The sequence below is a fragment of the Planococcus versutus genome, from assembly GCF_001186155.3.
GTDB classification, from domain to species: Bacteria; Bacillota; Bacilli; order Bacillales_A; family Planococcaceae; genus Planococcus; species Planococcus versutus.
Genome location: NZ_CP016540.2, coordinates 1,576,182 through 1,602,657 on the forward strand (window position 1 = coordinate 1,576,182; position 26,476 = coordinate 1,602,657).

Consider the following 26,476-nt stretch of genomic DNA (forward strand, 5'->3'; position numbering starts at 1 on the left):
CTCTATGCACTAGTTGCATTGTTTACTGACCGTATACGAATATCGAATGAATAAAAATTGAGTAATTATTCCGTTTAATCAAAAATGAAATGAATAAGTTATTTATTTTGAATAACCCACAAATCTTTCACATCGATCCCAAAACTTATTTCTTGTCCAACAGTGATATGTGATGCTTGTTGGCTATTCAAATTACATTCCAAATAATACTCAGCTGTTTGTATATTCACTACATAAAAACCATGACTAAATCGTATTTCATTAACTGTTCCACGTAAACAAATTCCGTCTGGTGAAATAACCGATTCCTTCGTTACGAGTTGGAATGTTTCAGGACGCAGAATTAACTGGCTCTGTCCAGGAGGAGTTGTCGTGTCGATTGAAAAGTTAAACTGCTTTTCAGAACAAATAAATTGTCCGTTTTCGACAATTCCATTTACGCTATTTTTCAAGCCAAGAAACAAAGCCACTTTTGTTGTTTCGGGGCGCTCGTATAATTCTTTTGCTTTGCCCACTTGCAATATTTCTCCATCGCTCATTACAGCAATTCGATCAGATAGATAAAAAGCTTCTTCTCGGTCGTGTGTTACAAATAATACTGTAACTTGAAACTCTTGTTGTATTCGACTTAACAATTCGCGCATTTCTTCGCGTAGGCTCGGATCTAAAGCACTAAAAGGTTCATCCATTAACAACACACTAGGCTGAGTTACAAGAGCTCGTGCTAATGCTACACGTTGTTGTTGCCCCCCACTTAACACATCTGGAAAACGCGTTCCGTATCCATTAAGTCCAACACGTTCCAACATATCATGGGCTTTAGCCAAACGGATTTTTTTACTGACTTTTTGCATTTTCAATCCAAATGCAACATTGTCTTCAACGTTCATATGCGGAAATAATAAGGATTGTTGAAACACCATCGCAAATTGACGGGTTTCTGCAGGAACTGTCGTTAAATTGCGTTCCCCCATCCAAATTTCTCCATTATCCGGAGCGAGCAAACCGGCAACTAATTTAAGTAACGTGGTTTTTCCACAACCAGATGGACCGAGAAGAGAAAAGAACTCACCTTCATGAATAGTCAATTTGACAGCTTGTAAAGAAAAGGCTGTATTTTCATGTTGTTTTGTATAAGGATATTGTTTTTCAATTTGAAGGATTTGCAAATCACTCATACTATCACTCCTTTAGCCTTTTTCTGTCGTATTTGTTTACGGTGATAATAAAGTTTCAGTAAAACATCTAAGCCTACTAAAGACGTAATTGCCATCACAGCAAATAATAATGAATAAGCAGAAGCTACCGCGGGATCGCCACCACTTATGAATGGAAATAGCAAAATTGGCAACGTAACGACTTGACCCGAACCAATAATAAACGTGATTAAGTATTGACTCAATGAAATTAAAACGCTTAAACTAGCCCCTGCTACAATTCCAGGCATCAAATGTGGAAGAACTACTGAGTAAAAACGTGGAATGGCTCCAGCACCAAGCATACGTGCTTGATCTTCCCAATCGACTGATAAGGTTTGGTAACTAATCATGACAGCACGTATCACATACGGCAAAGTAGGTGATACATGTGCTAGCACAACTCCTAAAATAGTCTCTGTTAATCCGAGTCGCAAAAATGTCAAATGGATGCCCATCACAGCAACAAAAGGCGGAATCACAATTGGTGCAAACAAAATCGCTTCCATTAACCATTTGCCACGAAAACTAAAACGAACAAGCGCGTGAGCAGCCGGAATGGCTAGTAAAATGTTAATACTAGTAACAAGCAATGCAATTAAAATACTGATTCCTATCGCTTTCCACGTTCCAGAACTACCGGTTAACACATAGTTCCATGCACGCAAACTAAAAGCTTCAGGTATTATCTGTGGCCACTGCCACCCGAATGAAAAACTAGATAAAAGCAAAGGAATAAAAGGCACTGCAAACATCAAGAATACCAATAACAACAACATGCCTTTAACAAAAGAGAGACTTTTCCGCATCAGTTCCACCCCTTTAATACATTCCAGCGTTTACTAAAAGCATAAACCACTAGACCCAATAACACCATTAAAGCTGCAAGAATAATATTGACTGCAAGTGCTTCAGGACGATCTGCTACTGTGCCACTTGTATACAATTGATAAGAGTATACTGGCAATGTGCTTGGGTACGTAACACCGAGTAAAAAAGGAACTTCAAAAGCGGAAAATGTAAAGACAAATACGATGAATGTCGCAATGGTCCAAGCAGGCACTATTGCGGGTAACACAATTTCTTGGACGAAATTCCAATTATTAGCACCGTAAACACGTGCAACATCACGCCATGAGCGATGAATCCGCGACAACACGGGATAAATCATCAGTGCAATAAAAGGCGCTTCTTTCCAAGCATAAGTAAAAATAATGCCCCAGCCAAACAAATCATTCACCACAACAGGAAATTCAGCGATGGTCTCAATCCAACCTAAATTTTTGAAAACTCGTGAAACAAAGCCGCTTTGCATAAACAACAAGACGATAACATATCCGCCCACAAGATGTGGAATCGTTAACGGCAATTGAAACAATCGATTCCAAAAAACAGATACTTCCTTTTTTGTTGTTTCATTTAACATAAATAAAGAAATGGCGATTCCTGCACCTAGAATAGCTGCAAAAAGTGATGATAAGGCTGCGATGCGTAACGTTAAAGAAAGTGATGTCCAAAATTCAGCGGAGCCTAATAAGTTGCTGTACGCTGTGAGTTTAATAGTTGTTTCCCCGAGTGCAGGGAAATAGCCGAGACTTTTTAAAAACCCATCAAAAAGTCCTCCAAAAAACAGGAGGACGATGGTGCCGATGGCTGGCAACAGCAAAAGATACGGTTTATTCTTTTGCCACATGTTGTAACCATCCTTTTTCAATAATTTCGATGTAATCTGAAGACAATTCAGGAATGCGATGCGCTTCTAATTCTTCTAGCGACAACGTTGCATCTCCTAAATCCACACCATTCATCGTTTGTTGTTGTTCAGTCGATAATTTCCCTAAATCCAAAGCCGACAAATCACCCCAGTTTTCTGGTGATAGTTTAGCCGTTTGCGCTTCAGGTGACAGCAATTCATTAATTGCAACCATAGCTCCCGCTTTCGCGGTCGAATTAAATGGAATAGACACGAAATGTGTATTGGCTAGTGTCCCTGCATTTAAAACAAAAGTACGAGTGGATTCAGGGAATCGCCCTTTTAATACTTCGCTTGCTGCTAGAGCTGGATCGTAGCTCATTGTCATACCGATTTCACCACTCGCAAACAATTGGTCTTGTTTGGCCAAGCTTTCGGGATAAGTTTCTCCTTGGCGCCATAAGTAAGGTTCGATGCTGTTCAAGTATTGCCACATCGGCTCTAAACGCGCTTCCAAATCATCTATTTCATTTGCTGGTTTTTGATATTGCTGGTATCCCCCAGTCGTTTCGTATAACACATGACGAACAAATGCACTTCCAGTAAAGTCAGGGAGAGCGGGATACGTAAATTGTCCGGGATTCGCTTCTACCCACTGAGCCAGTTCTTCCATCGATTTCGGAGGATTTTTTGACTTGTTTTTATCGTGAACAAACACAAATTGGGCTTTCCCCAAGGCGCTTCTAAGCCGTCAACAGGTTCACCAAAATCATTGGCAATTTCGGGTGCATCTTGGTCAATAAAATCCACAAAATTCGGCAATTTGTTCGTAAAGCTTCCCCACAACAATTCATTGTCTTTTGCTACTTTAAAATTTTCTCCATTAATCCAAATGATGTCCATGCTTCCGCTTGTTTTTCCCGCTGCCTTTTCATCGACTAATTGGTTGACAATGTCTTGCGAATCATTCATCGGTACACGATTCAACTCAAGGTCGTGTTCTTTTTTCAAACGCGGAGCGACCCATTCATCCAGATAACGGTTGATGTTGTCGTTGCCACCCCACATATACACATTGACTTCACTGCCTTTAGCCGATTCAGCAATTTTTTGCCAGTCGCTCGACAAAAGTGTTGCTGAATCGGTGGCTGCTGTATTTTCTACTTGTTGCGAACAAGCAACTAATGTGAAAACTAGTAAACTTGGTATTAGCAATAGACGTTTTTTCATTTTTCACTTCCTAACCCCTATTGAGTAACTTACAATCATTTCTCAACTGCTTGTTTTTTGTTCCATCGATTACGTAGAATAATAGGCACTATTGTAAGAATAACAAAAACAGCAACAGCAAGAACAATAATTTTTGGGTTTCCACTAACAAAACTACTACCTAAAAAGTTATAGGCAAACGTTCCAGGGATAATACCAATCAATGTAGCTAGTGCAAAAGACGAAAAACGTACTTTCGCAAAAGCCGCAACATAACTGATTAAGTCAAAATTAATAACAGGAATAAAGCGAAACAGTAACACGTAAAAAAAACCGTTTTGTTCCATTTGAGATTGAATTTTTTTTACGTTGCCAGTCCACGTTTTGCGAACAAAGCTCTTACCGAGCGTTTTTGCTACATAAAAAGACAACATTGCGCCTAGTGTAGCTCCGATAATGGTATAAAGTGTACCAAGCCATGCGCCAAATGCTAACCCCCCGCAATCGACAAAATAGATGCCGGGAAAAAAATAAGCGGTCGGATTGTGTATATCAACATATAAACGGCTGGTGACCAATAACCAAAAGACAATATCCAGCTACGTAAATCATTGGCATCTACTTGAAATACCGAACGACTTAACCAAACGAGAACAACAACAGATATAACAATTATTAGCCACTTAAGCAGCTGGTTTAACTTGATGTTTTTCATGAATTTATTCGGTGAGCTGAAATGTTGAAATAACGACTTCTCATTTCGTCATAACGTTGTCGGTTGACGCCCCAATCGGAGTACCCTACACGAGAAGCTGAACGGAACTCAATTCGTTGCGCCGCATCGTTAAAGTAAAATTCAATATCGTCTTTAAACCGAAAGCCTTTAGTTGTGAAAACTGCATGAACGTAGTTTTCATCATTTTGATTGATCTCAACGCCTTCGTATCCTTTTAGCATGCCAATCAAATTCTTTTTGGCTTGTTGTTTCGAGCCATTATATGGCCATGCCGGGACTCGCTTGTCGGTGTCTTTTGTTTGGGAAGATACAGCATTAGGTGTTGATGGTACTTCTTTCAAACATCCATTTTCAATCCCTAGTTTCGGTTTGAGGTTGTTTTGAATCGCTATGTTCGCAATGCCAACACTGGCTACTGCCGCTGCACCATAAATAGCAATTTTTTCTTTTGGAAGTTCTCCGGCTCTTGCTTGATTAAATACTTTTACGACGGGCTGGTTGAGTAAATTGTCTACGTATACTTTCTTTCCGATTTTCACCAATACTTCACTGTAGGTTGGATAAGGGTGAATGACACCTGACAATTTGCCCATATTAATTTTCAGTGATTTGATGGTTTGAATTTGACTAATGATTTCACCAGCACGGTCTCCCAAAATACTCGCACCTAAAATATAGCCTTTTTTGTCTAAAACAATTTTCACTTTGCCGATGCTGTCTTTTTTTGTATTCGCACGGTCGATATCAGCATAGTCCTGCTCATAGACACGTATCGAATCACCATATTTTTTACGTGCTTGTTCTTCGGACATTCCCGATCTGCCAAGTTCTGGATCTGTGTATGTAACCCACGTTACCTGTTCGTAATCCATTTTTTTGTTAATGGGCAAAATCGCGTTTTGTGCAGCAGTAATGCCTTGTGCATTTGCCATATGAGACAATTGATATGGTCCGACGACATCGCCAATTGCATAGATTCCTTTTGCAGTTGTTTCCATATGATCATCGACTTGGATACTTTTTGAAGTGTATTCGACGCCTGCTGTTTCCAAGCCATACCCTTTAACATTTGCTTGACGTCCTAGTGCAACTAAAAGACCTTCACTAGTAACCGTCATTTCAGTGTTGTCTTTTTCTACAATCAAATCAATAGTATGACCTTTTTGTTCTGCTCGTACAGCCGTAGCACCTGTGTGAATAGTAACTCCTTCATCGATTAGACGTTGTTGAATCATTACCACCAACTCTTTTTCATCATTCGATAAAATACGTTCAGCTTTTTCAACAAGCGTCACTTTTACGCCGATACGGTTTAAAGCTTGACTCAGCTCAACACCAATTGGGCCACCGCCAAGAATCGTCATGGTTTTCGGGAAAGAATTTTGCGTAAAAATGGTTTCATTGGTTAAGTAAGATACTTGGTCTAGTCCTTCAATTGGTGGAACCATTGGCGAAGAGCCGGTTGAGAGAATAATTTTTTTGGCTTCAATTTTTTCGCCATCTACTTCTAGTGTATGAGGACCCACAAATTTTGCGTAACTATTCATAAAATCAATACCAGCGTTTTGCAGGACTTCAGGCGATTCACCTGCATATACTTTTTGAATAACTGCTTGAATATCGTTTAACACAACCGACGTGTCTATTTGCAAGTCAGGTGTGTATTTTTTTGCGTGATGCACTTCTTTGGCAATATTGATCAGCGATTTACTTGGAATACAACCAGACCACGTACACTCGCCTCCGGGTAAGTTTTTATCAATGAGGACGACTTTTTTTGAAAATCCTGCTGCTGTAAAAGCAGCAGTGAGTCCAGCTGCTCCAGCTCCTAAAACTACGATATCATATTTTTTTACCATCATTACCAATTCCTTTCGTTTGTTGAATTATTATTATCTTATCAATAAAGGTGTTATTTTTTCGACTAATCACTCTTAAATACACTGCACCGAGTGAAATTACGGGTTTGATGTGCCATGCTATTATATACTAAGTATAGTCTGAAAACGAAAAGGTGAACCCGATGCTTGATACACATGCTAGAAAATACATACAACCTATCGTTGAGAAGTCAGCGGATGCATTGCTCAAAACGGGTTTTACCGCTAATGGGGTTACAAAAATCGCATTTGCAATCGGCATCACTTCAGGGGTTTTCATTTACTTAAATGAGCCGATGTGGGCAGTGTTTGCACTATGGTTTTCTGGATATTTAGATGTAGTCGACGGCACGATGGCACGCAAAACAAAGCCTTCTTCTTGGGGAACTTTGCTAGATATCAGTTTCGACCGTCTTGTCGAGATTAGCGTTGTGTTGGGTTTGGCTTTCCGCTATCCGGACTCAATGTGGGCATTGTTGTTACTCAGTGTTTCCATTATCATTGCCATGACAATTTTTTTAACAGTTGGCGCTTTGGCAGAAAAACAAGGAGTCAAGTCTTTTTACTACCAAGCAGGATTAGCTGAAAGAACGGAAGGATTTATATTGTTTACCCTAATGATTATTTTTTCAACATACTTAACAGTGATTACTTTAATTTTTTTCGCGATTCAGCTATTTACTATCGCGCAGCGTATGACCGAAGCTAAACGAATACTACAATAGAAAGGAGTCGTGTGAAATGAAAACACTGATATTAGTTGGTGGTGGTCACGCCCACTTACATTGCCTTGCAGAACTAACAACTACACACACAACAAATTGGCAAGTTGTACTCATCTCGCCTTCTCCTTTTCAATATTATTCAGGAATGTTTTCAGGGTATACAGAAGGTGCTTACACACTCGATGATATTCGAATCGATTTACCAAAACTATGTGAAAAAATCGGCGTTACGTTTGCAGAAGACAGTATACAAATGATAGATGCAGATGCTAAAAAAATAACGGGTGTAACTGGTGTCGTCTACCCTTACGATCTTGTGTCTTTTGATATTGGCTCGCGTACAGACATGCCAGAAACAGTTCAAAAATACGCGTCCTCCATCAAGCCAAACTTTCGATTTCCAGAGGAATTGGTTCGTTCTCGCGATTCTGCTCATCCCGTCATAGTTGGTGGTGGTGCATCTGGCGTGGAGTTGGCATTTTCGATATTGTCTTGGAGAAAAAAACACAATCTCCCTGCAAATGTAGCGTTATTTAGTTCGACGCCACTTTTAAGTACTCTTGGTGATCTAGCGTCGAAAAAAATTGAAGCCATTGCCAGACAAAAAGCATTACCTTTTACATCAAACGTTTCGGTCGATACAATCGATAATGTTACTGTTACAACGAGTCATAAGAAGACTTACCCACAATCAGCCGTATTGTGGCTAACGGGGCCTAAAAGTGCAGCGCTGTTCGAACGTTCAGGTTTGTCAACAGATACTGATGGGTTTTTGTTGGTCAATGAAAAACTACAAAGCCTCCAACACGCTGCTATTTTTGGTGCTGGAGATTGTATCACCATTGATCAATACCCTGCGCTTGCTAAAAATGGAGTATACGCTGTTCGACAAGGTCCTATCCTTTGGGAAAATTTAAAAAAGAGCTTAAGTAAAGGTGAATTGGTCAGATTTACACCGCAAAAAAGATTTGTTTCAATTCTTTCGACAGGTGATGGCGAAGCATTTCTCTCTTATGGTAACCATCTTTTCCACGGCAAGTGGCCCTGGAAAATAAAACAATACATTGATAAAAAGTTTATGAAGCGGTTTAAAACTATATATGAATAAAATAGTCCTCGTTGAGCAATGCTCAACGAGGACTATTTTTCAAAAAACTAAAGATCAACGTATATTAAGCTTTTAACAGTTTCGCATTAATAGCCACAATGATCGTACTTAAACTCATGAGAACCGCACCGATGGCGGGACTGACGATAATACCCCAAGGAGCTAACACACCTGCAGCTAACGGAATAGCAAAGATATTGTATCCAGATGCCCACCATAAATTTTGTATCATTTTCCGGTATGTTTTTTTGGATAAATCGATCAACGTAACGACATCATGAGGATTGCTTTTGACCAATATGACATCTGCTGTTTCCATCGCAACATCCGTACCCGCTCCAATGGCAATTCCAAGGTTTGCCGTTGCGAGAGCGGGTGCGTCATTGACACCATCTCCCGTCATCGCTACTTTCCATCCTTTATCTTTAATTTTTTTAATTTGATTGGCTTTATCGTCTGGCAAAACTTCCGCGTATACTTCGTCGATGCCAACTTGTTTTGCTACCCAATCTGCCACTTTCTTATTGTCACCTGTGAGCATAATAGGATGAATGCCTTGCTCTTTTAAAACTGCAATAGCTTCTTTCGCAGTTTCACGAACAATGTCAGCAAGCGCCACCATACCAATCAATTGATCTTCCATTAACACAAATACAACCGTTTTTCCTTCTTCTGAGAGCTCGTTAAAATGGTCTGTATCATAACTAAGATTTTGATCATTGACATAACCTGGACTGACTACATTAATTTTCACACTTTCAACTTGGCCTTGAATTCCTTTTCCAGCAATCGATTCAAAATTTGTCACTTGTTTTAGTTTAAGTCCTCGCTCTTTTGCAGAATTCACAACACCTGTTGCAATAGGGTGCTCTGAATTTTGTTCAATAGCCGCCGCAAACTGCAGCACTTCGTCTTTTGTATACTCACCACTTGGTACGATGTTAGTCACACCAAATTCTCCTTTTGTTAATGTCCCTGTCTTATCAAAAACAATCGCATTTAAATTTCGTGCATATTCGAAACCGACACGATTGCGAATTAACAATCCGTTTTTAGCTGCAATCGAAGTTGAAACGGCTACAACAAGCGGTGCAGCTAGTCCTAACGCATGCGGGCAAGTAATAACCATAACTGTTACCATACGCTCTACTGCAGTGTCTACAGAGTAACCAAGTAACATCCAAACGGTAAACGTAACTAGACCTGCGACTATAGCTACGTAAAATAGCCATTTCGCTGCACGATTGGTTAAATCTTGTGTTCTTGATTTTGATTCTTGTGCTTCTTTTACCATTTTAACTACTTGAGATAAATAAGATGCATCTCCTGTTTTCTCTACTTCTACTACTAAAGAACCTTCTTTATTCACCGAACCACCAATTACTTGATCGCCTTCGTCTTTATCGATCGGCAGCGATTCACCCGTTAACATGGATTCGTCAATCGTTGATTTCCCTTCAATAATTAGTCCATCTACAGGGATTTTTTCACCCGGCTTCACGAGCAACCGATCTTGGTTTTGAATTTCAGCTAATGGCACATCTTGAACTTCGTTATTTTCATCTAGTTTATGTGCTTCGCTTGGCATGAGTTGAATCAACTCTTCTAGAGCATTAGAAGCGCCCATGATAGAACGCATTTCAATCCAGTGCCCAAGCAACATAATAACAACTAGCGTGGCAAGCTCCCAATACAATTGATTGCCATTCCATCCAAACACCACCATGGTGCTATAACCGTAAGCAATCGTAATTGCTAAGGCAATCAACATCATCATGCCGGGATTTTTTTCTTTTAACTCGCGAATCCCACCCGTTAAGAAAGGCCAGCCTCCGTAAAAGAAAACAACGGTTGATAACACAAATAAGACATACAGATCATTGTCAAAACGCCAGTCTACACCTAAAAACATTTGAATCATAGGAGATAATGCCAATATCGGAAGCATTAAAATTAAGGATACAAAAAAGCGCTTTTTAAAGTCTTCTACCATATTATCGTGTCCGCCATGTCCTTGATGATCGTGCTTTGAATGTTTTTCATGATCATGGTGCATTTCATCTGAACTCATATAATCCTCTCCTTTGTTAGCTTACAAATCCAGCATGGGGATTAGAGAAATTGAAGCTAAAGTAAGTGTCTTTCATAACTTTTTTCTCCTTACTTTTAATTTGTTACATTAAATTTAATCTAATCAAAGAAGTGTAGAGTAAGTTTAACTGAAAAGTTTTGATTTTTTGTGCAGATTTGCGTCTTTGCTTAACTAGCTAACTTTATTTTGCTTTCTTTCAAAGTAAAGTTAAACTTTTCACCACAATCAACTAAGAAACATGAAAAAATCATACTTTCAGCCATGATGAGGTCTGGTGAGTGTTTATATTCTAATATAGCGGAGATGTTTTGAGGAAAAAAGATTCGAACAGAAGAGTCACTGTGAGTTATGTGCCGATATTTCATTTAACTGTACCTGCTACTTGTAAGTGTTTTTAGCATTCGTTTACTTGTTAATCGAGCTGACGTTCCTACTAGCTTATTGCTTGCAGTATTATTTACAGTAGAATTATTGATTTTGAGTGTATTCTACTCGCTCTTTTCATGGCGAAACGGTACATATATTTTACTAACGATTACAACAACTATTCTTTACAATCTTTTTGAACAGAAAGGGACGCGTTTATACTAAAAAAATTACTATTCGGTATTTTACTTTTAGCAGGTATTGCTATCATGGCGATTAATTTCTTTTCAGAAGATGAAACCGCATCTGACTCTACAGTACTTACTGCTTCTACAAATGGCTAAAATCAGGCTTTTTCTCAAGGCGCAGTATCTCCTGACTTTACCTCAATCGATCAAAATGATAAAACAGTTCGGCTATCTGACTACCGTAGCAAAAAAGTTATTCTGAATTTTTGGGCAACGCGGTGTTTACCTTGTCGAGCTGAAATGCCACATATGCAGCAATTCAATCTTTTATTGATGAATTTGGATTAACTTTCGCGATACCAATAGACAAAACTGGAAGCGTTGCTCAAGCCTATCACGTTCGTACGGTACCACGACATTCATTTTAAATACCAAAGGCGAAGTCACTCAGAAAATCGATGGACCTATGGATAAACAAATTGTGAAAGACCAAACAGACGTTATCGATTAATAACGTCTGTTTGGTCTTTGGTGAAAATAAAGCGCCTTTGATAGATATAGTTGAATACTGTCCAGTTCGAAGGCGTTTTAGTCTGGTGAAATAATGTTTTGCTAAAATAGTGGCCTTTTTACTTTGCGCATACGGAATTATTTTTTGGTATCTTCTTTTCTAACTTGTCCATTTAACGTTTCTTCAACTAAAAAGTATTTTGATTTCCATTCTTTGTCTACATTTTTATAAAAGAACCCTAAGCCGGTGATGAATAAAGTTGCACTTATAATCAAAGGAACGATTCCAATTTCTATTAATGCTGAGCCATATAAACCAAATTGTCGGGAATAGCCAATCGAAGATAACTCCAGCGCATATATCGATGCAGCAACTAAAGTAAATCCGAACAAAGTAATACCCGATAAAACACCAACCCCGCCAATAATGCTATTTTTCACATTCATCCCATCCTCTAGTTTTATGCCTATAAATCATAAGATTATTCCTTATCAACTTTTTTTGAAATACGTTATAAATCTTATTATTTTTTATTTGTTACCTTAAATTTAAATACATTTAGACTATAAAATCGCTTACACAGTCCTATTCGCAAAATTCACAATGTTAAATCAGTAAAGAATCATGTTATCGATCGGAATCGATTGTTCTTCTACAAATACATCAATCGTCTCACTATTTTTATCTACGTTTAACTTGAATATATAGGATTCTACTCCATTATTATTTTTAGAATTTTTTTAAGTTTTACATTTAATTTATTGCCTTGCTTTTCAACAGTTACTGTCACGGTATCAGCTGACTGGTATACAATGTAGTATATTTTTTCTTTTTGTGTTGCGAGTTGGAGCGTGTCTGACGGATCTAACTGTTCTTATAGTGCTTTCGGTACTTCATCGACTTGTTCAATACTAGGAGATTTAGAACTTAAGCTACATGCGGATAATAAAAAACACATCAACAGTACGCATATTTTTTTCAACTTCTCATTCCTTTCTGATTTTCGTATTCTTTAAGAAGAACGTTTTTTTGTGGAATCATTACTAGTATTTTCATTATCTCTTATATTTTCTAAAAAGTCTGTATTTTCATGTATAGATTATTATTCGTTAATTAATAAAATTAAAAAACCATCCTCTATTTTCTAGAGGATGGTTTTTCTCATCTTATTTTTTTAAGTCATCTGCGTTTTTAGCTTTCTGCTGCAACTCGTTATAATATTGAACGCTTGTTAAAGCACCTTCGTCGACCATTTCAGAATCATCCATGTCTATTGGTTTACCTAGTTCTTTCACATATTCGGTATCTAAATTCTTCATAGCTCGATTTAAGTGGCCTTTTATTTTTTTTCTATTTTTACTTTTTGAAAGATACACTGTACTTGCAACGACACCAGCCGCTCCAACTACTTTCGTGAATTTACCCATTACACTCAGCTTCCTTTCATAAAGTTTATCGTCATTCTATGGTATTCCCTAATAAGTGGTCTTAAAACGTTTAAGTACATTCTAATCTCGCCTCTCATTCATTAAAATGCATTAGTGAATTAGTGAATATGTTTATTCGCAAAAAAGCGTTGCCACATTAATTGATAAAAGGACAACACTTTTTATATACTTATGTTAATGCAAGCTCCGTCAGACAAGTTGAATCGCCTTCAAAAGTTGAAAATTCATACTCTGTTTTCTTCCCTTCGTATTCTACTTTTATTACGTATGTCTCATTTCGCGGCAGCCAAAAATCCATAAACCCATTTTCAAGTGTAGGAACAACATCATCCACATGCACATTGCCTTCAGCATCGGTAATTGTTACATTCATTTCTTTTTCCGTTAGTTCACCTTGACACCCGGTTAAGCTATGCACTTCACATGGATGTGTGTATGTTTCATACGGAGCTACCGAAACAAAAAAATCTTCTTCAGGCAAAGCATAGGAAGTTTTTTCACCTTTATCTTCAATGATTAGTTTTTTGTCATCAATAGATGCTGAGTCTACAAGTTGACTTGCACTTAGTTCCGTTACACGTTCTTTTACCTCTTTTTCACTAGACTCTTCGCTCGTTGTTGAACAGCCTGACAAAATTGCCAATAAGCCAATTGCCATCACAAAAGATTTTAACTTCATAATAATTCCCCCTCACTCTTTTTACTATACCAAGTTTAAAGCATCAGTAGTCTCGATTTTGTCTCAACTTTGTGAAGCTAGAAACCGCCGTTTCACATTTACAAACAAAATTCCGGATGGTTCAATAGATATTGTCTTGTTGCATAATTTTTTTTAAAAGAGCTAAGTTTTCATCGAAAAACTGAGCATTTTTTGCTAGGCCTCGACGTCTGCACCAGCCGATACTATTAAAAGCATCAATAAATTGATAAAAAGGAAGCACTACCTCCAAATCTAGTAGTGGTCTTACACTATTGTAGCCTCTTTCGTACGCTTGGTACAATAGCGGGTTGAAGCTTAAAAAATCTCGATTCAATTTTGTGAAATCGATTTCTATTGAACCAAAACGAACACTTTCAAAGTCAATAACCCCTGTCACCTTTTCTTTATCCACTATAATATTTGCAGGTCGAAAATCCATATGCACAAAACTGGGTCCGTCAACAGCAGGTAATCCACTTTTCATATCATGAAACTTGTTTATGCTTCGCATATACAAATCCGCATCAATCATTTCTTTTACGTCTTTAGCAAAACTAAAGAATTGCGTTTCAATAAAAATCATCCAATTAGGAAATTCATTTTTTATACTTGTTAGTTCATAATCAGAATCAAGTTGAATACTATGCAAGTTCGCATGCAAAACGCCAACTTGAAAAGCAACTGCTGGAGATGCATCTCGAGTTAATGGCTTTCCTTTTAGTTCAGACAGCAAAAAAGCTCCTGGACACCTATCATCTCCAGGCCAGAAGTCAAGCATATGCGGAATGGAAACGCTTCCTTCTAGTATGACATAGGCCTCTAATTCTCGTTGATACTTTTGCTTTGTGTATGGGATTTTCACATAAACATTTTCATCTTCACTCAATCTACATTTATACACAACTGAACTAAAAGAATCTTCAACTCCATTGATTGAAAGTGGTTGCAGATTAAACTTTTCAAGCACACGATAGATCACTCAATCAACTCCTTACGTCCATTTTACTGTTTTGTGGATTTTTAACACAATTAAATTTATATAACCTTGTAAACGCCGTAAAGGTATGCCGGACAATTGTTGCTCCAAAGGTTCCGTGTGTTAATTTTTCTACTAAATGAGCAGAACTTGATATTTTTCATAGAAAGTAATAAAAATTTTTTGAATACAGTTTATAAAAATCTTCCAACTAAAAAATGTTTTGTTTACTGCGTTGGATTATAGGTTGCTTATAAATACTTAGTAGAAATAAATGAGGAAAAGGAGAAAATATTCCTTTTCCTTATTTATTTCTTTGATTCAATTGATAGTAAAGCTATAAGCATTTGTTAATTGATTATGGATCACAATTTCGTATTCATGACCGTACTTCTCAGCTTGTTCTATTAATAAATCAATTTCAGCAGCATTAAAATAACTTTGGGAAGCCATCAATAACAAAATCACCAAAGGAATTAGAAGAAATGTAGGCACCGTCCATTTCCATTTCGATGATGCAATTTTAAAATGCATTTGTCTTCACCCTTTCATAAAGCGTAGTTTTTCCATTCTATTGATTTTAAGGTACTAATTGTTTTAAATAATTTTCTGGTACATTCAGAGTAGTCTTTAAATGTCTCCTGTAATATTTTCCATCGACTGTTTCAATCTCTAACAAAAGTTCATCATTCGATGCTAAATTGTAAGGTGGACTGAATTGGATGTCTATAGTTTCTCCTTGTTCTAATTGGATTGGGAATTTCGGCTCTTTATCATTTTGTAAGTAACCTAATGTTGCGACTGAGTCATAATGACCAATTGTTGTTATTGACATCGGCTCTGGTGCGATAAATGTGTAGTTTAAAACATCTTCTTTTATGACTCCTTGTGCTGCTTCATTTTCTTTCAATACAATAAGAATTGTTTCAATTGGTGCATAGTCTTTGTATGAAATCGCAACAAGAAGCGTATGGCCCATTTGATCAAAATGATCTATTTCGTTTTCTGTCAGCTTTATAACATCTTCTCTCAATTGATATCCTTGCTGGCTTAAGAGATTTTTAGTAGGCACGCTTTCTGCGTTCTCTTTATCAGAATTTTTAGCAGGATAAAATATTTCACCATCTACTTCAGCACTCATTAAATATGTTTCGTCTTTTTTTGTAGTGATATAGGATATCGAAATTGTATTATTTTCTTCATTCAATTGTGCTGAGACAACGACGGGTATTTCAACGCTTGCTTTTGGCCAAAGCGAATACACTGATGCACCAAGCACTACAACTAAAATGCCAATCCCTATTTTCAATTTAATACCTCCTATTGCAATCTAGTAATAGTTAAAACTATTCGAATAGTTTTGCCAAATTAATTTATCAAACGGTTTTTATATATTTTACCATTACTGGTTAGTAATTGACCCATCATTTTTAAAAGTCGGAATGTTTTTAGTTTTCAAGTGTCTCTATAAATTGCTTGATACCTATGTTAAAATTCTAAATAATTAACAAATTCAACTTGTTGCCTATTGCTTAAAATACACAGTCTTTTTGTCACTACACATGAGAAGAAAGAAGTGAGTTTAAAATGTGGATTTTTTTTATTCCTATTGTTTTATTAATTTCATTGGGAACATGGATCGATTGGAGACGAAAAAAAAGAAATGATATTGCTCATAGAGAGAGCAATCCTCACACAAGACCTGGAGAAAGTTCGAATTATCAGATGGGTGATAATAACTATACGAGTAGTGGAGAGTAATTTTGAGTAGAAGAGATGCCGGCAACAAGTTGTTCTCGCTGGTCTATAAATACAAAAAAGACATTCTTCACCGAATGTCTTTTTTGTTCTTACGTTCTCTTGTTTAGTTTCTTAAAAAATCCTTCTTTTCCACAATGCCCAACCAATCAAGACTACTAATACTAACGCTAGCATTAATGTACTAATCCATGAAAATGGATTTTCTTCCGCAATGGGCAAAGTGACATTCATCCCAAAAAAACTAAATACTAATGTGGGAAGAGTTAAAAAGACGGTAAACACAGTAAGAGTTTTCATCGTGTTGTTCAGTTCATTGGAAATGAGCGAAGAATACGAATTGGTAATACTGTCTAGAATTTGGTTATACAGCTCAGTCGTTTCAATTCCTTGGTTATTTTCAATTTTGACATCTTCTAGAAGATCTTTATCATCTTCGTACAACTTGATGGAATGAACACGAAACAACTTGGTGATGACAGCTCCATTTGACTTTAACGATGTGAGAAAATAAACCAAACTTTTCTCAATTTCCATCAAGTCATAAAGTTGCTTGTTCGTTAACGAATCGCGCAAATTACTTTCTATTTTAAGCCGTTGTTTATTGAGATCTCTCAAATTGTCTAAATACTGCGTTGATATGGATAATAAAACTTCTAATGCAAAACGGCTTTTCATTAAAGTACTTATATTCTTTTTAATTAATCCTACTAAAAAACTACTGGGTTGATGGCAGATCGTTACAATATAATCGTCTCCTAAAATAATTCCAATTGGAATGGTGATATAGGAGTTAATTCTGTTGTTCGTTGCATTGATTACAGGGAAATCATTGATAAGTAACGTGCTATTCGTTTCATCATCATACTCAATGCGTGCAGTTTCTTCTAAATCTAAGGGATCTTCTAAAAAATCCATAGGGATGTTAAAGTGATTGGAAACTTTCTCAAGCTCTTCTTTTGACGGTGAGGTAATGTTGACCCAACAATTCTGATCAAGTGTTTTTATCGTTTCTAGAATTCCATCAGCAGAGGATTTGTAAATGCTAAACATCAAATATCCCTTTCTCTTTTATCAAACACTCTTTTATTCAACGTGCTATTCAATAACTAGCCTACCTCAAAAACACCTCTAGAAAAAGAGTTTTCTGTGAGGCGTTTTTTGTTAACAATCAGTCTATGTTGGCTACAGATTTTCTTGCTTCATCTGTTTTCTCTTCCTGTAATGGCTTTAATTCTCATTAGGTATTCATTGCTAGTGTCATAGCATTTTACTTTATACTCGAGTTCTTTGCTTTTGATTTCTAACTTTAATTTAGTCATTTTTGAATTTGCATGGGAATTCAAGAATTTTTAAAAAGCGTCTTCTAGCGTTATTTTTACATCATTATAAGTTACTCTGTCTTCAACTTATTATCAATCCTATCCAAAAGACAATTGGATATCTATTTATATGTATTACAGAAGATTGTTAATGCGTATATTCCAAAACGCATTATAAATGGACATGCTAGGAGTAGTTATTGAATCTTAAAATCGATTAGTTCTTTATGACTTCTCAATAAATCCAAAAATGCAGAAAGAGCTTTTGTTTGAAATGGTGATCTCGTAACGATAGAAAAATCCCTCGTATAAGGCAGCTCTTTGACATTCAAGATTTTTATATCCCCGTAGTGTAGCTCTTTTTGAATCGCCCATTCTGATAGGAGACTAATCCCCATGCCAGCCTCGACCATCGCTTTGATTGGCTGTGTGCTACTGAAATGCATAATAGACTGCGGAAACATCGAAAATTGCTCGAAGACATTTTCTGTTGCTTCTCTTGTACCAGAACCAAGTTCTCTCAAAATCCATGTTTCTTCTGCCAATTCCTTCATTTCTATCGGTTTGTTGTGATGTGTTAAAGGATGATCAGATTGCGCAACGACCACCATTCGATCTTTCGCAAATGGTTCAGTTTTCAATTCCATTACATCTTTGAAATGGCCTTCTACTATACCTACATCTAATTGATGGCTGAGTACAAGCTCTGCAATCGTTGCCGTATTGGCAATCGTAACAGTCGGCTTGATATCCGGAAACTGTTCTTTTGCTTCTGCGATGATGCGTGGTAGTAAGTACTCACCAAACGTATAGCTGGCACCAATTGCAATAGAACCACTCGCTTTATTGGTCAAATCATCGAGTAGATGGTTCATTTTGGCATACAGTTCTTTGATTTCGAGCGTGTGATGGTAAACAATTTCTCCTGCTTTGTTTAGTCGCACGTATTTATTTGTTCGTTCTAGCAACTTAACACCTGTTGTCTCTTCGAGTGATCGGATATACTGGCTAACAGCGGGCTGTGTCATGTGCAGTTCTTCTGCAGCTTTAGAAAAATTCTTTTTTTCAACTACTTTTAAAAATACTTCTAAGCGCTGATCCATTTTTCTTCTCCTCTCACATAACGCTTTACTTATTATAACCATATTAAATAGTTATTTTACTAATGTATCATGTTTTTTTATACTTACTGCAGGAGGTTTTGCTATGTCTACATATCTTACTAAACTTAATCGGTTTAATTTGCAGCCACCATCACCTAAAGCTGCGTGGTTAGGCGGTGTAGCATTTACATTTTTAATCGCATTTCTTGGATATTTATTAGCACAGGTGCCTGGCTTTAATCAAATTGGTCAGTTGGCTTGTGCCATTATCATCGCCGTTTTCTATCGGCAAATTTTCGGATATCCAAACGCTATTCGATCGGGCATCACTTTTTCTTCTAAAAGATTACTGCGAGTCGCTATTATTTTGTACGGATTAAAACTAAATATCGATACTGTTTTAAGTGATGGACTTGGTTTACTGGTGCGGGATATGGCTGTTATCGCTTTTGCAATCTTACTGACAGTTTGGCTAGCAAAACGTTTTAAAGCCGATAAAACCATTTCGCTACTACTTGGAGTTGGTACTGGGGTTTGTGGAGCTGCTGCTATTGCTGCAATCGCACCTATTATCAAAGCAAAAGATGAAGATACAGCGATTGGTGTCGGCATTATTGCATTGATGGGAACGGTGTTTGCCATTACTTATACAATTATCCGTCCATTTTTGCCACTTGATGACATTGAATACGGCATGTGGGTTGGCATCAGCCTTCATGAAATTGCCCACGTGGCATTAGCTGGGGCACCTGCTGGAGAAGACGGCTTAGCAATTGCATTACTAGGCAAATTGGGTCGTGTATTTTTACTTGTACCTCTTTGCTTCATCTTTATTTTCATGATGAAACGTAAAAATAAAGATGAAGAAACAACTACTAAAATTGAATTTCCATGGTTTCTTCTCGGATTTATCTTACTCAGTGTTTTAGGAAGTTATGTTTTGGGTCCAATTATTCCTTTCCCAGAAGCAATGCGTGACTTTGTATCAACAGCAACAACCTGGTTATTAACAGCGGCAATGGTAGGGCTTGGCTTGAATGTTAGTTTACGGGATTTACGAGAGCGAGCGTTACTGCCTCTCGTTGCTATGACTATTACTTCTATTATATTATCTATCCTCACATATTTTATCATTTAATATGGATTATAATGTATTTTCCATGTTATTAAAAAGGAAAAGAAATGGCCAGTTGGCTGTTTCTTTTCCTTTTCTGTTGATATATAGTCTAATTATGTTGTACTGTCCACTCTTCTCGCACTGTTAACAAAATTTATCTAATAAAGGCACTGGTATATTTCTCACTTCTCCCTTTTCTCCTGTAACTTTCACCATTAGAGCTTTCTTTATTCTATTCATTACTTTTAAACTATTGCTTTTTCAGGTATTCGCTTTTCTGGCCAATTTACTAAGAAAATTCCCATAAAAATTAAACTGCCTCCAATTAATAAAGCCAAGCCAAGCGGCTCTCCTAAAACGAGCCATCCCGATAAAATGCCGAAAAATGGTGCTAAAAAGAGAAACGCGCTCACCTTACCAGAATCGCCTTTTTGCAGCAAATGGAACCATATTGTAAATTGAACGATTGATGCCGGAATCGATAGCCATAACAAGATAGAAATCGATGTGGAGTTGATAACGATATAAGCATTTTCCAAAAACATCGAGCCCGCTAATAAGATTAAGCCTCCGAATAACATTTGATACGCCGTTAACACCCACATATCAATCGAGACGCCCCATTTCTTAATGAGAAGCGTACCGATCGCCCAAAAAGTAGCGCTCATAAATCCAAGTAATGTGCCTATTTCTAAATCCAAGTGGCTGCCCATTGTAACAAAAACCCCTGCAAAGCCAACAAAAACGCCAATCCACTGAACCAGTCGGTAACGCATGCCGAGTACCAATGTACCAATCAACACAACTAATAGTGGATTCATAAATGTCAAAATGGCCGATTGACCCGAGGTTATCGTACGCAAACTTAGAAAAATTGCCCCCATAACACCTGCAGTTTGAACCGCACCGATAACTGCAACTTTTCCCCATGTCACAGCATCTTTTGGATGTTTTCTTTTAAACAGTAAAACAAAAAAACCCATGATACTTCCGGCAATTGTAAATCGGATGCCTGCTAATAACAAAGGAGAAATATAAATCAAGCCGATTTTTGCAACAACAAAAGAAGAGCCCATCAAAGCTGTCGTCAAAACAACTAAAAATGAAAAAATTAGTTTAGCTTTCAAGTTTTCACTCTCCTTGTTTGTATGTATTTCTTACTAATTTTCCACCCGATTTCTGCGAAAGAAAAAATCATGATTTTTATCATTGTTTAAAATCTATCATTTTCATAAAATAAGCATACCATTATTCAATAAAAATACATGTACGATTTTATTCAAGCTATTATTTGAAACTTGTCCTCTTTATCGCAATGCGCTTTATCCGACAATTTGTGCAGTTTCTATGAAGTTTATTACATCCACATCAAGGTATATAAAGAACATGTGTTGTTAGTATATAAATCAAGTCGAAAGGAGGGAATTTTCTTATGACTGCCTATATAAAATTCGGTATTATGATAGTAACTTCTACTTTTTTGATGTATGGGTTAATGTACTTGAACGTTTTTCAACTAGATCACATTTTCTATAGCGAAACGCGACTGTATATGGCATTGATCATGGGATCCATTATGGCGATTGTCATGTTGTTGTTTATGTGGCCGATGTATAAAAACAAAAAAACCAATTCATTGATTTTGGGAATGGCTGCAGTTATTTTTACTCTTTCGTTATGGCTTGTACGCAGTCAAGTTTTAATTGAAGACACTGGCTGGATGAAAGCGATGATTCCTCACCATTCCATTGCAATTTTAACAAGTGAACGTGCGAATATTTCAGATCCGCGTGTACGAGAATTAGCCGATTCAATTATCAACGCGCAGCGACAAGAAATCGATGAAATGAAAAAGCTCATCAATGATTTAGAAAACAAAGAATAAAGCGAGACGATCCAATCAAAAAGACCAAGCGCAGTATTCTGTTGCGCTTGGTCTTTTGATTGAAATTTTATATACATCAAAATATTTTAGTTGAGCACTTTTCTATAATTAGATATGTTAAAAAAGAAAGTTGTTTTTTTATTTAAACTTCAAACTTAAATGAGAAAACAGTCCCATTGTCACTCGATTGAACATCAACTTTTGCTTTGTGACGTGCGGCTATAGCATAAGAGACACCAAGTCCTAATCCTGTACCGTTGTCTTTTGTCGTGTAAAAAGGAGTTCCTATTTTTTGTAAACTCGCTTCGTCCATGCCGTTTCCTTGGTCTTGAATTTCAAGTACAATGGTATGTTGATCTTCTGCATAAGTGCGGATAGACAACATCTTGCCTGGCTTCATCGCTTCTAATCCATTTCGACACAAGTTAATAATCAATTGCCGAATTTCATCACGGTTTAATAAAAAATCAGGTATATCCATTGTTTCAATTTGTATCAATTTATTTTGATTATATGAATCTATTTTTAATAAAGGAGCTATTTCATTGATAACTGTATTTAAATTTTGAATTTCCAAATCGGTAGATCTGGTATTTCCCATTGATAAAAACTCAGAAATGATAGAGTTTGCTCGATCCAATTCATCAATCATTAAATCAAAATAAGAATTATAGTTTCTCAATTCTTGTTTATCTGTGAGTAATTGCAAAAATCCACGAACAGTCGTCATGGGATTTCGGATTTCGTGGCTAATTCCGGCTGCCATTTGTCCAATAAGTTCTAAATTAGACAAACGCTTTAACTCATTTTCATAGATTTTTTGATCTGTAATATTTTTGCACAAGCAGCAAATCCCTTCATCAAAAGGATAAGCAACCATATCGTAACTATATGCATCTTCTACAGAAGACATTTCAAAACGGACTGGTTTTCTATTCAGCATAGCACCAGAAAATTCTTTATACAAAACAGCATTATATTGTTCAGGGTAAACCGCCCAGATTTTCATTCCCAATACATTTTCAGGTGTTCTGCCTAATGGAAGTGGCTGGTATTGGTTGATATAAATAAATTCCCAGTCTTTATTCAAAGCAAAAAAACCATCTGTTATACTTTCTATTACATTTATTACTTTTTCATTTGCGTTTGCAAGTTCCTGCGTTCGTGTTTGAACACGATGCTCTAGTTGATCCATATAAGTTAAATTGGAAAAAGTAATAGCTGTCGCATCAACAATGGATTGTGCTAAATGAATTTTTGACTTTTGATCAGATTCTAAAGTTTCCATTAAGCAAGCAATCGCAACGATGCCAAAGACTATGCCTTTTGAAATTAGTGGAATTAACAACAGTTCGCATTTATTTTCGTTTGGAAAAAAGCAAATTTTTTTTTTGATAATTATTTTTTGAATGATTGTCTCCGTATTTTCTGTTGATTGAAAATCCTCTATAAAGTTTTCCCATTTAGTTTTTGACCAATTAGAACTCTGACTCTTTTCTTTAAAATAAATAGCTGTTGGTTTGTTTGGATTTCTTAAAAAAACAGCGATATTATCACAGCCTACAGCCGCTCCTAAATAGTGGAAGCATGAAGTTAAACTTTCTTTAACAGAGGAACACATTGCCAGTTCACGATTTACATCAAGCAACAATTGCTTTTCAGTTAAAAGCCGTTCTTTTTGGTTTAAGTTATTGGCATTTTGTATCGCTACTGCTGCCATATTGACATAGGCTTCGACACTTTGAATTTGCAGCTCTGTCAAATCCATTTGCTTGCCATTATCGAACAAAAATACCAATCCAAATAAATGCTGTTCGTAAATTATGGGAAGTCCGAGCAGCGATTTGATATTGAAAAGTTTTACTGCTTTTAGATTTAAACGCTGTTCTTTCGATGTATCTGGTATGTACATAACTTGCTTGGTCAGCGCAATTTCTTTTGCAAAAGGATCTGTATCTAAATTGATTTTTTGAGAAGAAATCGAGTGGCCTCCTAACATCTCAGGTTTTCCAGCAACTGCACGAAACTCTCCTTCGCCGTCTGGTAAATAAATACCTATAGAATCACATTGGACAATTTCTTCTGAAATAGCGATGGCGACGTGTTGCAGCATATCATGCAACTCTAGTTTTGTGTTGATAATTCTTGTTATTTTTGCCAACCTAGAATATCGTTTTTGTTCTTTTAACATAGTTGTTCTCTCCGCTCTTCATCACGATAAATTAAGGATTCGTATTTTCCATGGCCAAACATATTACTTCTAATAGTACAGCATTTTCACGGTTGTTGGCAGACAATTTATGGATTCAATGAAAAAAGAACGCAAAATTTCGCGTTCTTTTTTATTTATTTTAAACTCGTTTTCATATAGCGGTATTCTCGCAAACTGCTTAAATTATAAATTTCTTGTAGCAAGCTTTCACCAATATTGGTTTCTCTTACTTTTTTACGTTCTAATTCTTCGTCTACCAATCGCTTCACAGACAACACATCTGTGCCATTTTGCAAAACTTCTTCTTTGGAATTGAATAATTGATGGGCCACTAATTGCATGCCATACGAATTGTACAATAAAGTATAGCCAGCAATTCCTGTTGTTGACTGGTAAGCTTTTGAAAACCCGCCATCAATCACAAGCATTTTTCCATTAGCTTTGATTGGATTTTCTCCATCTCGTTCTTTTACAGGGGTGTGTCCATTAATAATTCGTCCATGATCAGCATTCATTTCAAATTCCGTTAAAATTTTACGGCAAATTTCTTCGTCTTCCCGCAAATAATAATAAGGGTTTTTGCGTTCTTTATGTGTTTCTTTATCAGCTACAAAATAACGTTCAAATGTCGTCATTTCGCGCTTTCCAAATAAAGATGAATATTCACCCGTCCATAAATACCAAACCATGTCTGTAGCAAAATCGTCCGTTTCATTTGGATGCGCAAATGAATAGCGAAGGTACCGTTCAAACACATCTAATAATTCACGTCCTGCATATGACTTTCCGTCAATTTCCATTTTCTCCATATCGCCATTTTCATCTAATGGAATGCACCCATGAATCAATAAATTACCATTGTATTTTAAATACAAACTGCCTTTTTTCATTAAGAAATTCATATGTCTAGCCAATTTTTCAGAATGTTGCAGAGAAAAAAGTAACTTATCAATAACTTGCGCTTCTTCTTCTAACAATTCATCGGGGCGATCAAGGTTTATGGTCGCAAAGCAATTATTTTGAAGCGGATAAATCTTTCCTTGAATGGTGACTTCATTTTTTTCATAGTCAACTTTTTCAAGCAATAGCCGATCTTCCATATCAAAACAAGGCCGTCTCTTGATGATTGGACTTTCTAATTTAAACTGAATGATGGAAATGGCTTGATGTATTTTGGTAATTTGCAGTTGTTCGTGTTCCGTCATTTTCTCATTTGAAATTCGTTTTGGCCGAAAGGCAACATTGTCATCGTAGTACGTTTCCGCTAAGTTCAACAAAGGACGTAGATTGATTCCATAAACGTCTTCAATAATATCCAAATTATTATAACGTGCGCAAATCCGGATGATGTTGGCTAGACAAACTTTTGAACCTGCAAAAGCTCCAATCCACAGCACATCGTGATTGCCCCATTGAACATCAACTGAATGATAATCGATTAACGTGTCCACTATTTTATGAGGGTCAGGTCCGCGGTCATAAATATCGCCGACAACATGCAAATGATCCACAACAAGACGTTGCGTTGTATAAGCCAAACCAACGATTAATTTGTCTGCTTGACCTAAAGAGATAATTTGTTCAACCATTTTCGCATAATATTCTTTTTTGTTTTTGAATTCATCTGTTTTGTATAATAATTCTTCGATGATATAGACAAATTGAGATGGTAGTGCTCTCCTTACTTTCGAGCGCGTATATTTAGAAGAGGCATAAGAAATTAGCTTGAGGAGCCGCTCTATTACGAGTATGTACCATTCGTGCAATTCCGCTTTGTTTTTAAACTGACTTTTTATCAGTTTTAGTTTTTCTTCCGGATAATACACCAATGTCGCAAATTCATTTAGTTCTTCTTCACTCAACTCATCTTTAAACAAGTCTTTAATTTTCACTTTTACATTACCAGAGCCGTTACGTAAAACGTGTTGAAACGCCTGAAACTCCCCATGCAAGTCACTGACAAAATGTTCAGTCCCTTTTGGCAAATCCAAAATCGATTCGAGATTAATGATTTCCGTTGCCACTTTTTCTTCGCAGTCGTATTTTTGAGCTAACAGATCTAAATATTTTAAGTTCAGCATCATGTAAACTCCTTTCATCTCTCGTTTCTATGGGTGAACATAGAAAATGGAATGGTTTGATCCCTAATGATTTTTATAGACAAATTAGTTTGCACAGTCATTTTTTAAAAGTAAAAGTCTACCTTATGCCTTAGTTTACAGGAGAACAGCGATTTGCTCTAGTAGAAAAA

Annotated in this window: 24 protein-coding genes; 5 read left to right on the forward strand and 19 right to left on the reverse strand. The window is 36.7% G+C overall.

The annotated features are described in order from the left end of the window. Positions 1–98: 98 nt before the first annotated feature. The 7 genes from I858_RS08005 to I858_RS08030 all read right to left on the reverse strand — a co-directional run bounded on the left by I858_RS08005 (position 99) and on the right by I858_RS08030 (position 6,693). Positions 99–1,178: an ABC transporter ATP-binding protein gene (locus I858_RS08005; protein WP_065524850.1), complete on the reverse strand. Its 1,080-nt coding sequence runs from the start codon at positions 1,176–1,178 to the stop codon at positions 99–101. After that, complete coding sequence (locus tag I858_RS08010; RefSeq protein ID WP_065524849.1) at positions 1,175–2,005, reverse strand: ABC transporter permease; 831 nt, start codon at positions 2,003–2,005, stop codon at positions 1,175–1,177. Before I858_RS08010 ends, I858_RS08005 begins: the two co-directional genes overlap by 4 nt. Next, entirely contained in the window at positions 2,005–2,889 is an 885-nt protein-coding gene (locus I858_RS08015; protein ID WP_065524848.1) for an ABC transporter permease, read from the reverse strand. Before I858_RS08015 ends, I858_RS08010 begins: the two co-directional genes overlap by 1 nt. Further along, the gene (locus I858_RS17345; protein ID WP_239457241.1) at positions 2,873–3,625 is read right to left on the reverse strand and encodes an ABC transporter substrate-binding protein; all 753 of its coding nucleotides are present in this window, start codon (positions 3,623–3,625) and stop codon (positions 2,873–2,875) included. Before I858_RS17345 ends, I858_RS08015 begins: the two co-directional genes overlap by 17 nt. Next, a complete protein-coding gene (locus I858_RS17350) occupies positions 3,538–4,119 on the reverse strand; it encodes a type 2 periplasmic-binding domain-containing protein (protein ID WP_239457243.1) in 582 nt (193 codons plus the stop codon). The genes I858_RS17345 and I858_RS17350 overlap by 88 nt, the downstream gene beginning before the upstream one ends. A 35-nt stretch (positions 4,120–4,154) precedes the next feature. Continuing rightward, positions 4,155–4,676, reverse strand: coding sequence for a TVP38/TMEM64 family protein (locus tag I858_RS08025; RefSeq protein WP_239457244.1), 522 nt, complete (start codon positions 4,674–4,676; stop codon positions 4,155–4,157). 133 nt (positions 4,677–4,809) lie between these two features. After that, on the reverse strand, positions 4,810–6,693 hold the full coding sequence (locus tag I858_RS08030) for an FAD-dependent oxidoreductase (RefSeq protein WP_065524847.1): 1,884 nt from the start codon (positions 6,691–6,693) through the stop codon (positions 4,810–4,812). A gap of 164 nt (positions 6,694–6,857) precedes the next feature. On the opposite strand from I858_RS08030, the gene I858_RS08035 reads away from it, so the two are divergent. Both I858_RS08035 and I858_RS08040 read left to right on the forward strand, forming a co-directional pair. After that, entirely contained in the window at positions 6,858–7,439 is a 582-nt protein-coding gene (locus I858_RS08035; protein WP_065524846.1) for a CDP-alcohol phosphatidyltransferase family protein, read from the forward strand. 16 nt (positions 7,440–7,455) lie between these two features. Further along, positions 7,456–8,547: an FAD-dependent oxidoreductase gene (locus I858_RS08040; RefSeq protein ID WP_065524845.1), complete on the forward strand. Its 1,092-nt coding sequence runs from the start codon at positions 7,456–7,458 to the stop codon at positions 8,545–8,547. Positions 8,548–8,611: 64 nt separating this feature from the next. Here I858_RS08040 and I858_RS08045 read toward each other — a convergent pair whose 3' ends face one another. Next, a complete protein-coding gene (locus I858_RS08045; protein WP_065524844.1) occupies positions 8,612–10,618 on the reverse strand; it encodes a heavy metal translocating P-type ATPase in 2,007 nt (668 codons plus the stop codon). A gap of 776 nt (positions 10,619–11,394) precedes the next feature. On the opposite strand from I858_RS08045, the gene I858_RS17355 reads away from it, so the two are divergent. Then, positions 11,395–11,541, forward strand: a complete 147-nt coding sequence (locus I858_RS17355; protein WP_239457263.1) for a TlpA disulfide reductase family protein — start codon at positions 11,395–11,397, stop codon at positions 11,539–11,541. 300 nt (positions 11,542–11,841) lie between these two features. Here the strand turns inward: I858_RS17355 and I858_RS08055 are convergent, their stop codons facing one another. The 8 genes from I858_RS08055 to I858_RS08090 form a co-directional block, all read right to left on the reverse strand. After that, on the reverse strand, positions 11,842–12,144 hold the full coding sequence (locus I858_RS08055) for a hypothetical protein (RefSeq protein ID WP_157886495.1): 303 nt from the start codon (positions 12,142–12,144) through the stop codon (positions 11,842–11,844). Between the two features lie 726 nt (positions 12,145–12,870). Then, entirely contained in the window at positions 12,871–13,131 is a 261-nt protein-coding gene (locus I858_RS08060) for a hypothetical protein (protein WP_065524842.1), read from the reverse strand. A 190-nt stretch (positions 13,132–13,321) separates the two neighbouring features. Next, complete coding sequence (locus tag I858_RS08065; protein ID WP_065524841.1) at positions 13,322–13,831, reverse strand: CueP family metal-binding protein; 510 nt, start codon at positions 13,829–13,831, stop codon at positions 13,322–13,324. A gap of 121 nt (positions 13,832–13,952) precedes the next feature. Further along, positions 13,953–14,831, reverse strand: a complete 879-nt coding sequence (locus I858_RS08070; protein WP_065524840.1) for a phosphotransferase — start codon at positions 14,829–14,831, stop codon at positions 13,953–13,955. 318 nt (positions 14,832–15,149) lie between these two features. Continuing rightward, positions 15,150–15,362, reverse strand: a complete 213-nt coding sequence (locus I858_RS08075; protein ID WP_065524839.1) for a hypothetical protein — start codon at positions 15,360–15,362, stop codon at positions 15,150–15,152. Positions 15,363–15,408: 46 nt separating this feature from the next. Continuing rightward, positions 15,409–16,137 carry a hypothetical protein gene (locus tag I858_RS08080; protein ID WP_065524838.1) on the reverse strand — a complete coding sequence of 243 codons (729 nt, stop codon included), beginning with the start codon at positions 16,135–16,137 and terminating at the stop codon, positions 15,409–15,411. Between the two features lie 563 nt (positions 16,138–16,700). After that, positions 16,701–17,639 carry a magnesium transporter CorA family protein gene (locus I858_RS08085; RefSeq protein ID WP_065524837.1) on the reverse strand — a complete coding sequence of 313 codons (939 nt, stop codon included), beginning with the start codon at positions 17,637–17,639 and terminating at the stop codon, positions 16,701–16,703. A gap of 466 nt (positions 17,640–18,105) precedes the next feature. Further along, a complete protein-coding gene (locus tag I858_RS08090; protein WP_065524836.1) occupies positions 18,106–19,011 on the reverse strand; it encodes a LysR family transcriptional regulator in 906 nt (301 codons plus the stop codon). A 103-nt stretch (positions 19,012–19,114) separates the two neighbouring features. Here I858_RS08090 and I858_RS08095 point away from each other — a divergent pair, with 103 nt between their 5' ends. Further along, a complete protein-coding gene (locus I858_RS08095) occupies positions 19,115–20,149 on the forward strand; it encodes a YeiH family protein (RefSeq protein ID WP_065524835.1) in 1,035 nt (344 codons plus the stop codon). Between the two features lie 224 nt (positions 20,150–20,373). Here I858_RS08095 and I858_RS08100 read toward each other — a convergent pair whose 3' ends face one another. Continuing rightward, positions 20,374–21,255 (reverse strand): DMT family transporter, encoded by an 882-nt coding sequence (locus tag I858_RS08100; RefSeq protein WP_065524834.1) that lies wholly within the window; start codon positions 21,253–21,255, stop codon positions 20,374–20,376. A gap of 305 nt (positions 21,256–21,560) precedes the next feature. Between I858_RS08100 and I858_RS08105 the strand changes: the two genes are divergently transcribed. Continuing rightward, complete coding sequence (locus I858_RS08105; protein ID WP_065524833.1) at positions 21,561–22,013, forward strand: DUF305 domain-containing protein; 453 nt, start codon at positions 21,561–21,563, stop codon at positions 22,011–22,013. Between the two features lie 142 nt (positions 22,014–22,155). On the opposite strand, the gene I858_RS08110 is transcribed toward I858_RS08105, so the two are convergent. Continuing rightward, positions 22,156–24,204: a GAF domain-containing sensor histidine kinase gene (locus tag I858_RS08110; protein ID WP_065524832.1), complete on the reverse strand. Its 2,049-nt coding sequence runs from the start codon at positions 24,202–24,204 to the stop codon at positions 22,156–22,158. Between the two features lie 155 nt (positions 24,205–24,359). Beyond that, positions 24,360–26,303, reverse strand: a complete 1,944-nt coding sequence (locus I858_RS08115; RefSeq protein WP_065524940.1) for a fructose-bisphosphatase class III — start codon at positions 26,301–26,303, stop codon at positions 24,360–24,362. Positions 26,304–26,476 lie beyond the last annotated feature (173 nt).

Excerpts from the sequence above, each read along its gene's own strand:
- I858_RS08040 (WP_065524845.1), top strand. The coding sequence starts at position 7,456 with ATGAAAACACTGATATTAGTTGGTGGTGGTCACGCCCACTTACATTGC.
- I858_RS08085 (WP_065524837.1), bottom strand. The coding sequence starts at position 17,639 with ATGTTTAGCATTTACAAATCCTCTGCTGATGGAATTCTAGAAACGATA.
- I858_RS08035 (WP_065524846.1), top strand. The coding sequence starts at position 6,858 with ATGCTTGATACACATGCTAGAAAATACATACAACCTATCGTTGAGAAG.
- I858_RS08015 (WP_065524848.1), bottom strand. The coding sequence starts at position 2,889 with ATGTGGCAAAAGAATAAACCGTATCTTTTGCTGTTGCCAGCCATCGGC.
- I858_RS08095 (WP_065524835.1), top strand. The coding sequence starts at position 19,115 with ATGTCTACATATCTTACTAAACTTAATCGGTTTAATTTGCAGCCACCA.
- I858_RS08105 (WP_065524833.1), top strand. The coding sequence starts at position 21,561 with ATGACTGCCTATATAAAATTCGGTATTATGATAGTAACTTCTACTTTT.
- I858_RS08090 (WP_065524836.1), bottom strand. The coding sequence starts at position 19,011 with ATGGATCAGCGCTTAGAAGTATTTTTAAAAGTAGTTGAAAAAAAGAAT.
- I858_RS17350 (WP_239457243.1), bottom strand. The coding sequence starts at position 4,119 with ATGAAAAAACGTCTATTGCTAATACCAAGTTTACTAGTTTTCACATTA.
- I858_RS08010 (WP_065524849.1), bottom strand. The coding sequence starts at position 2,005 with ATGCGGAAAAGTCTCTCTTTTGTTAAAGGCATGTTGTTGTTATTGGTA.
- I858_RS08045 (WP_065524844.1), bottom strand. The coding sequence starts at position 10,618 with ATGAGTTCAGATGAAATGCACCATGATCATGAAAAACATTCAAAGCAC.
- I858_RS08075 (WP_065524839.1), bottom strand. The coding sequence starts at position 15,362 with ATGCATTTTAAAATTGCATCATCGAAATGGAAATGGACGGTGCCTACA.
- I858_RS08065 (WP_065524841.1), bottom strand. The coding sequence starts at position 13,831 with ATGAAGTTAAAATCTTTTGTGATGGCAATTGGCTTATTGGCAATTTTG.
- I858_RS08030 (WP_065524847.1), bottom strand. The coding sequence starts at position 6,693 with ATGGTAAAAAAATATGATATCGTAGTTTTAGGAGCTGGAGCAGCTGGA.
- I858_RS08060 (WP_065524842.1), bottom strand. The coding sequence starts at position 13,131 with ATGGGTAAATTCACGAAAGTAGTTGGAGCGGCTGGTGTCGTTGCAAGT.
- I858_RS08005 (WP_065524850.1), bottom strand. The coding sequence starts at position 1,178 with ATGAGTGATTTGCAAATCCTTCAAATTGAAAAACAATATCCTTATACA.
- I858_RS08110 (WP_065524832.1), bottom strand. The coding sequence starts at position 24,204 with ATGTTAAAAGAACAAAAACGATATTCTAGGTTGGCAAAAATAACAAGA.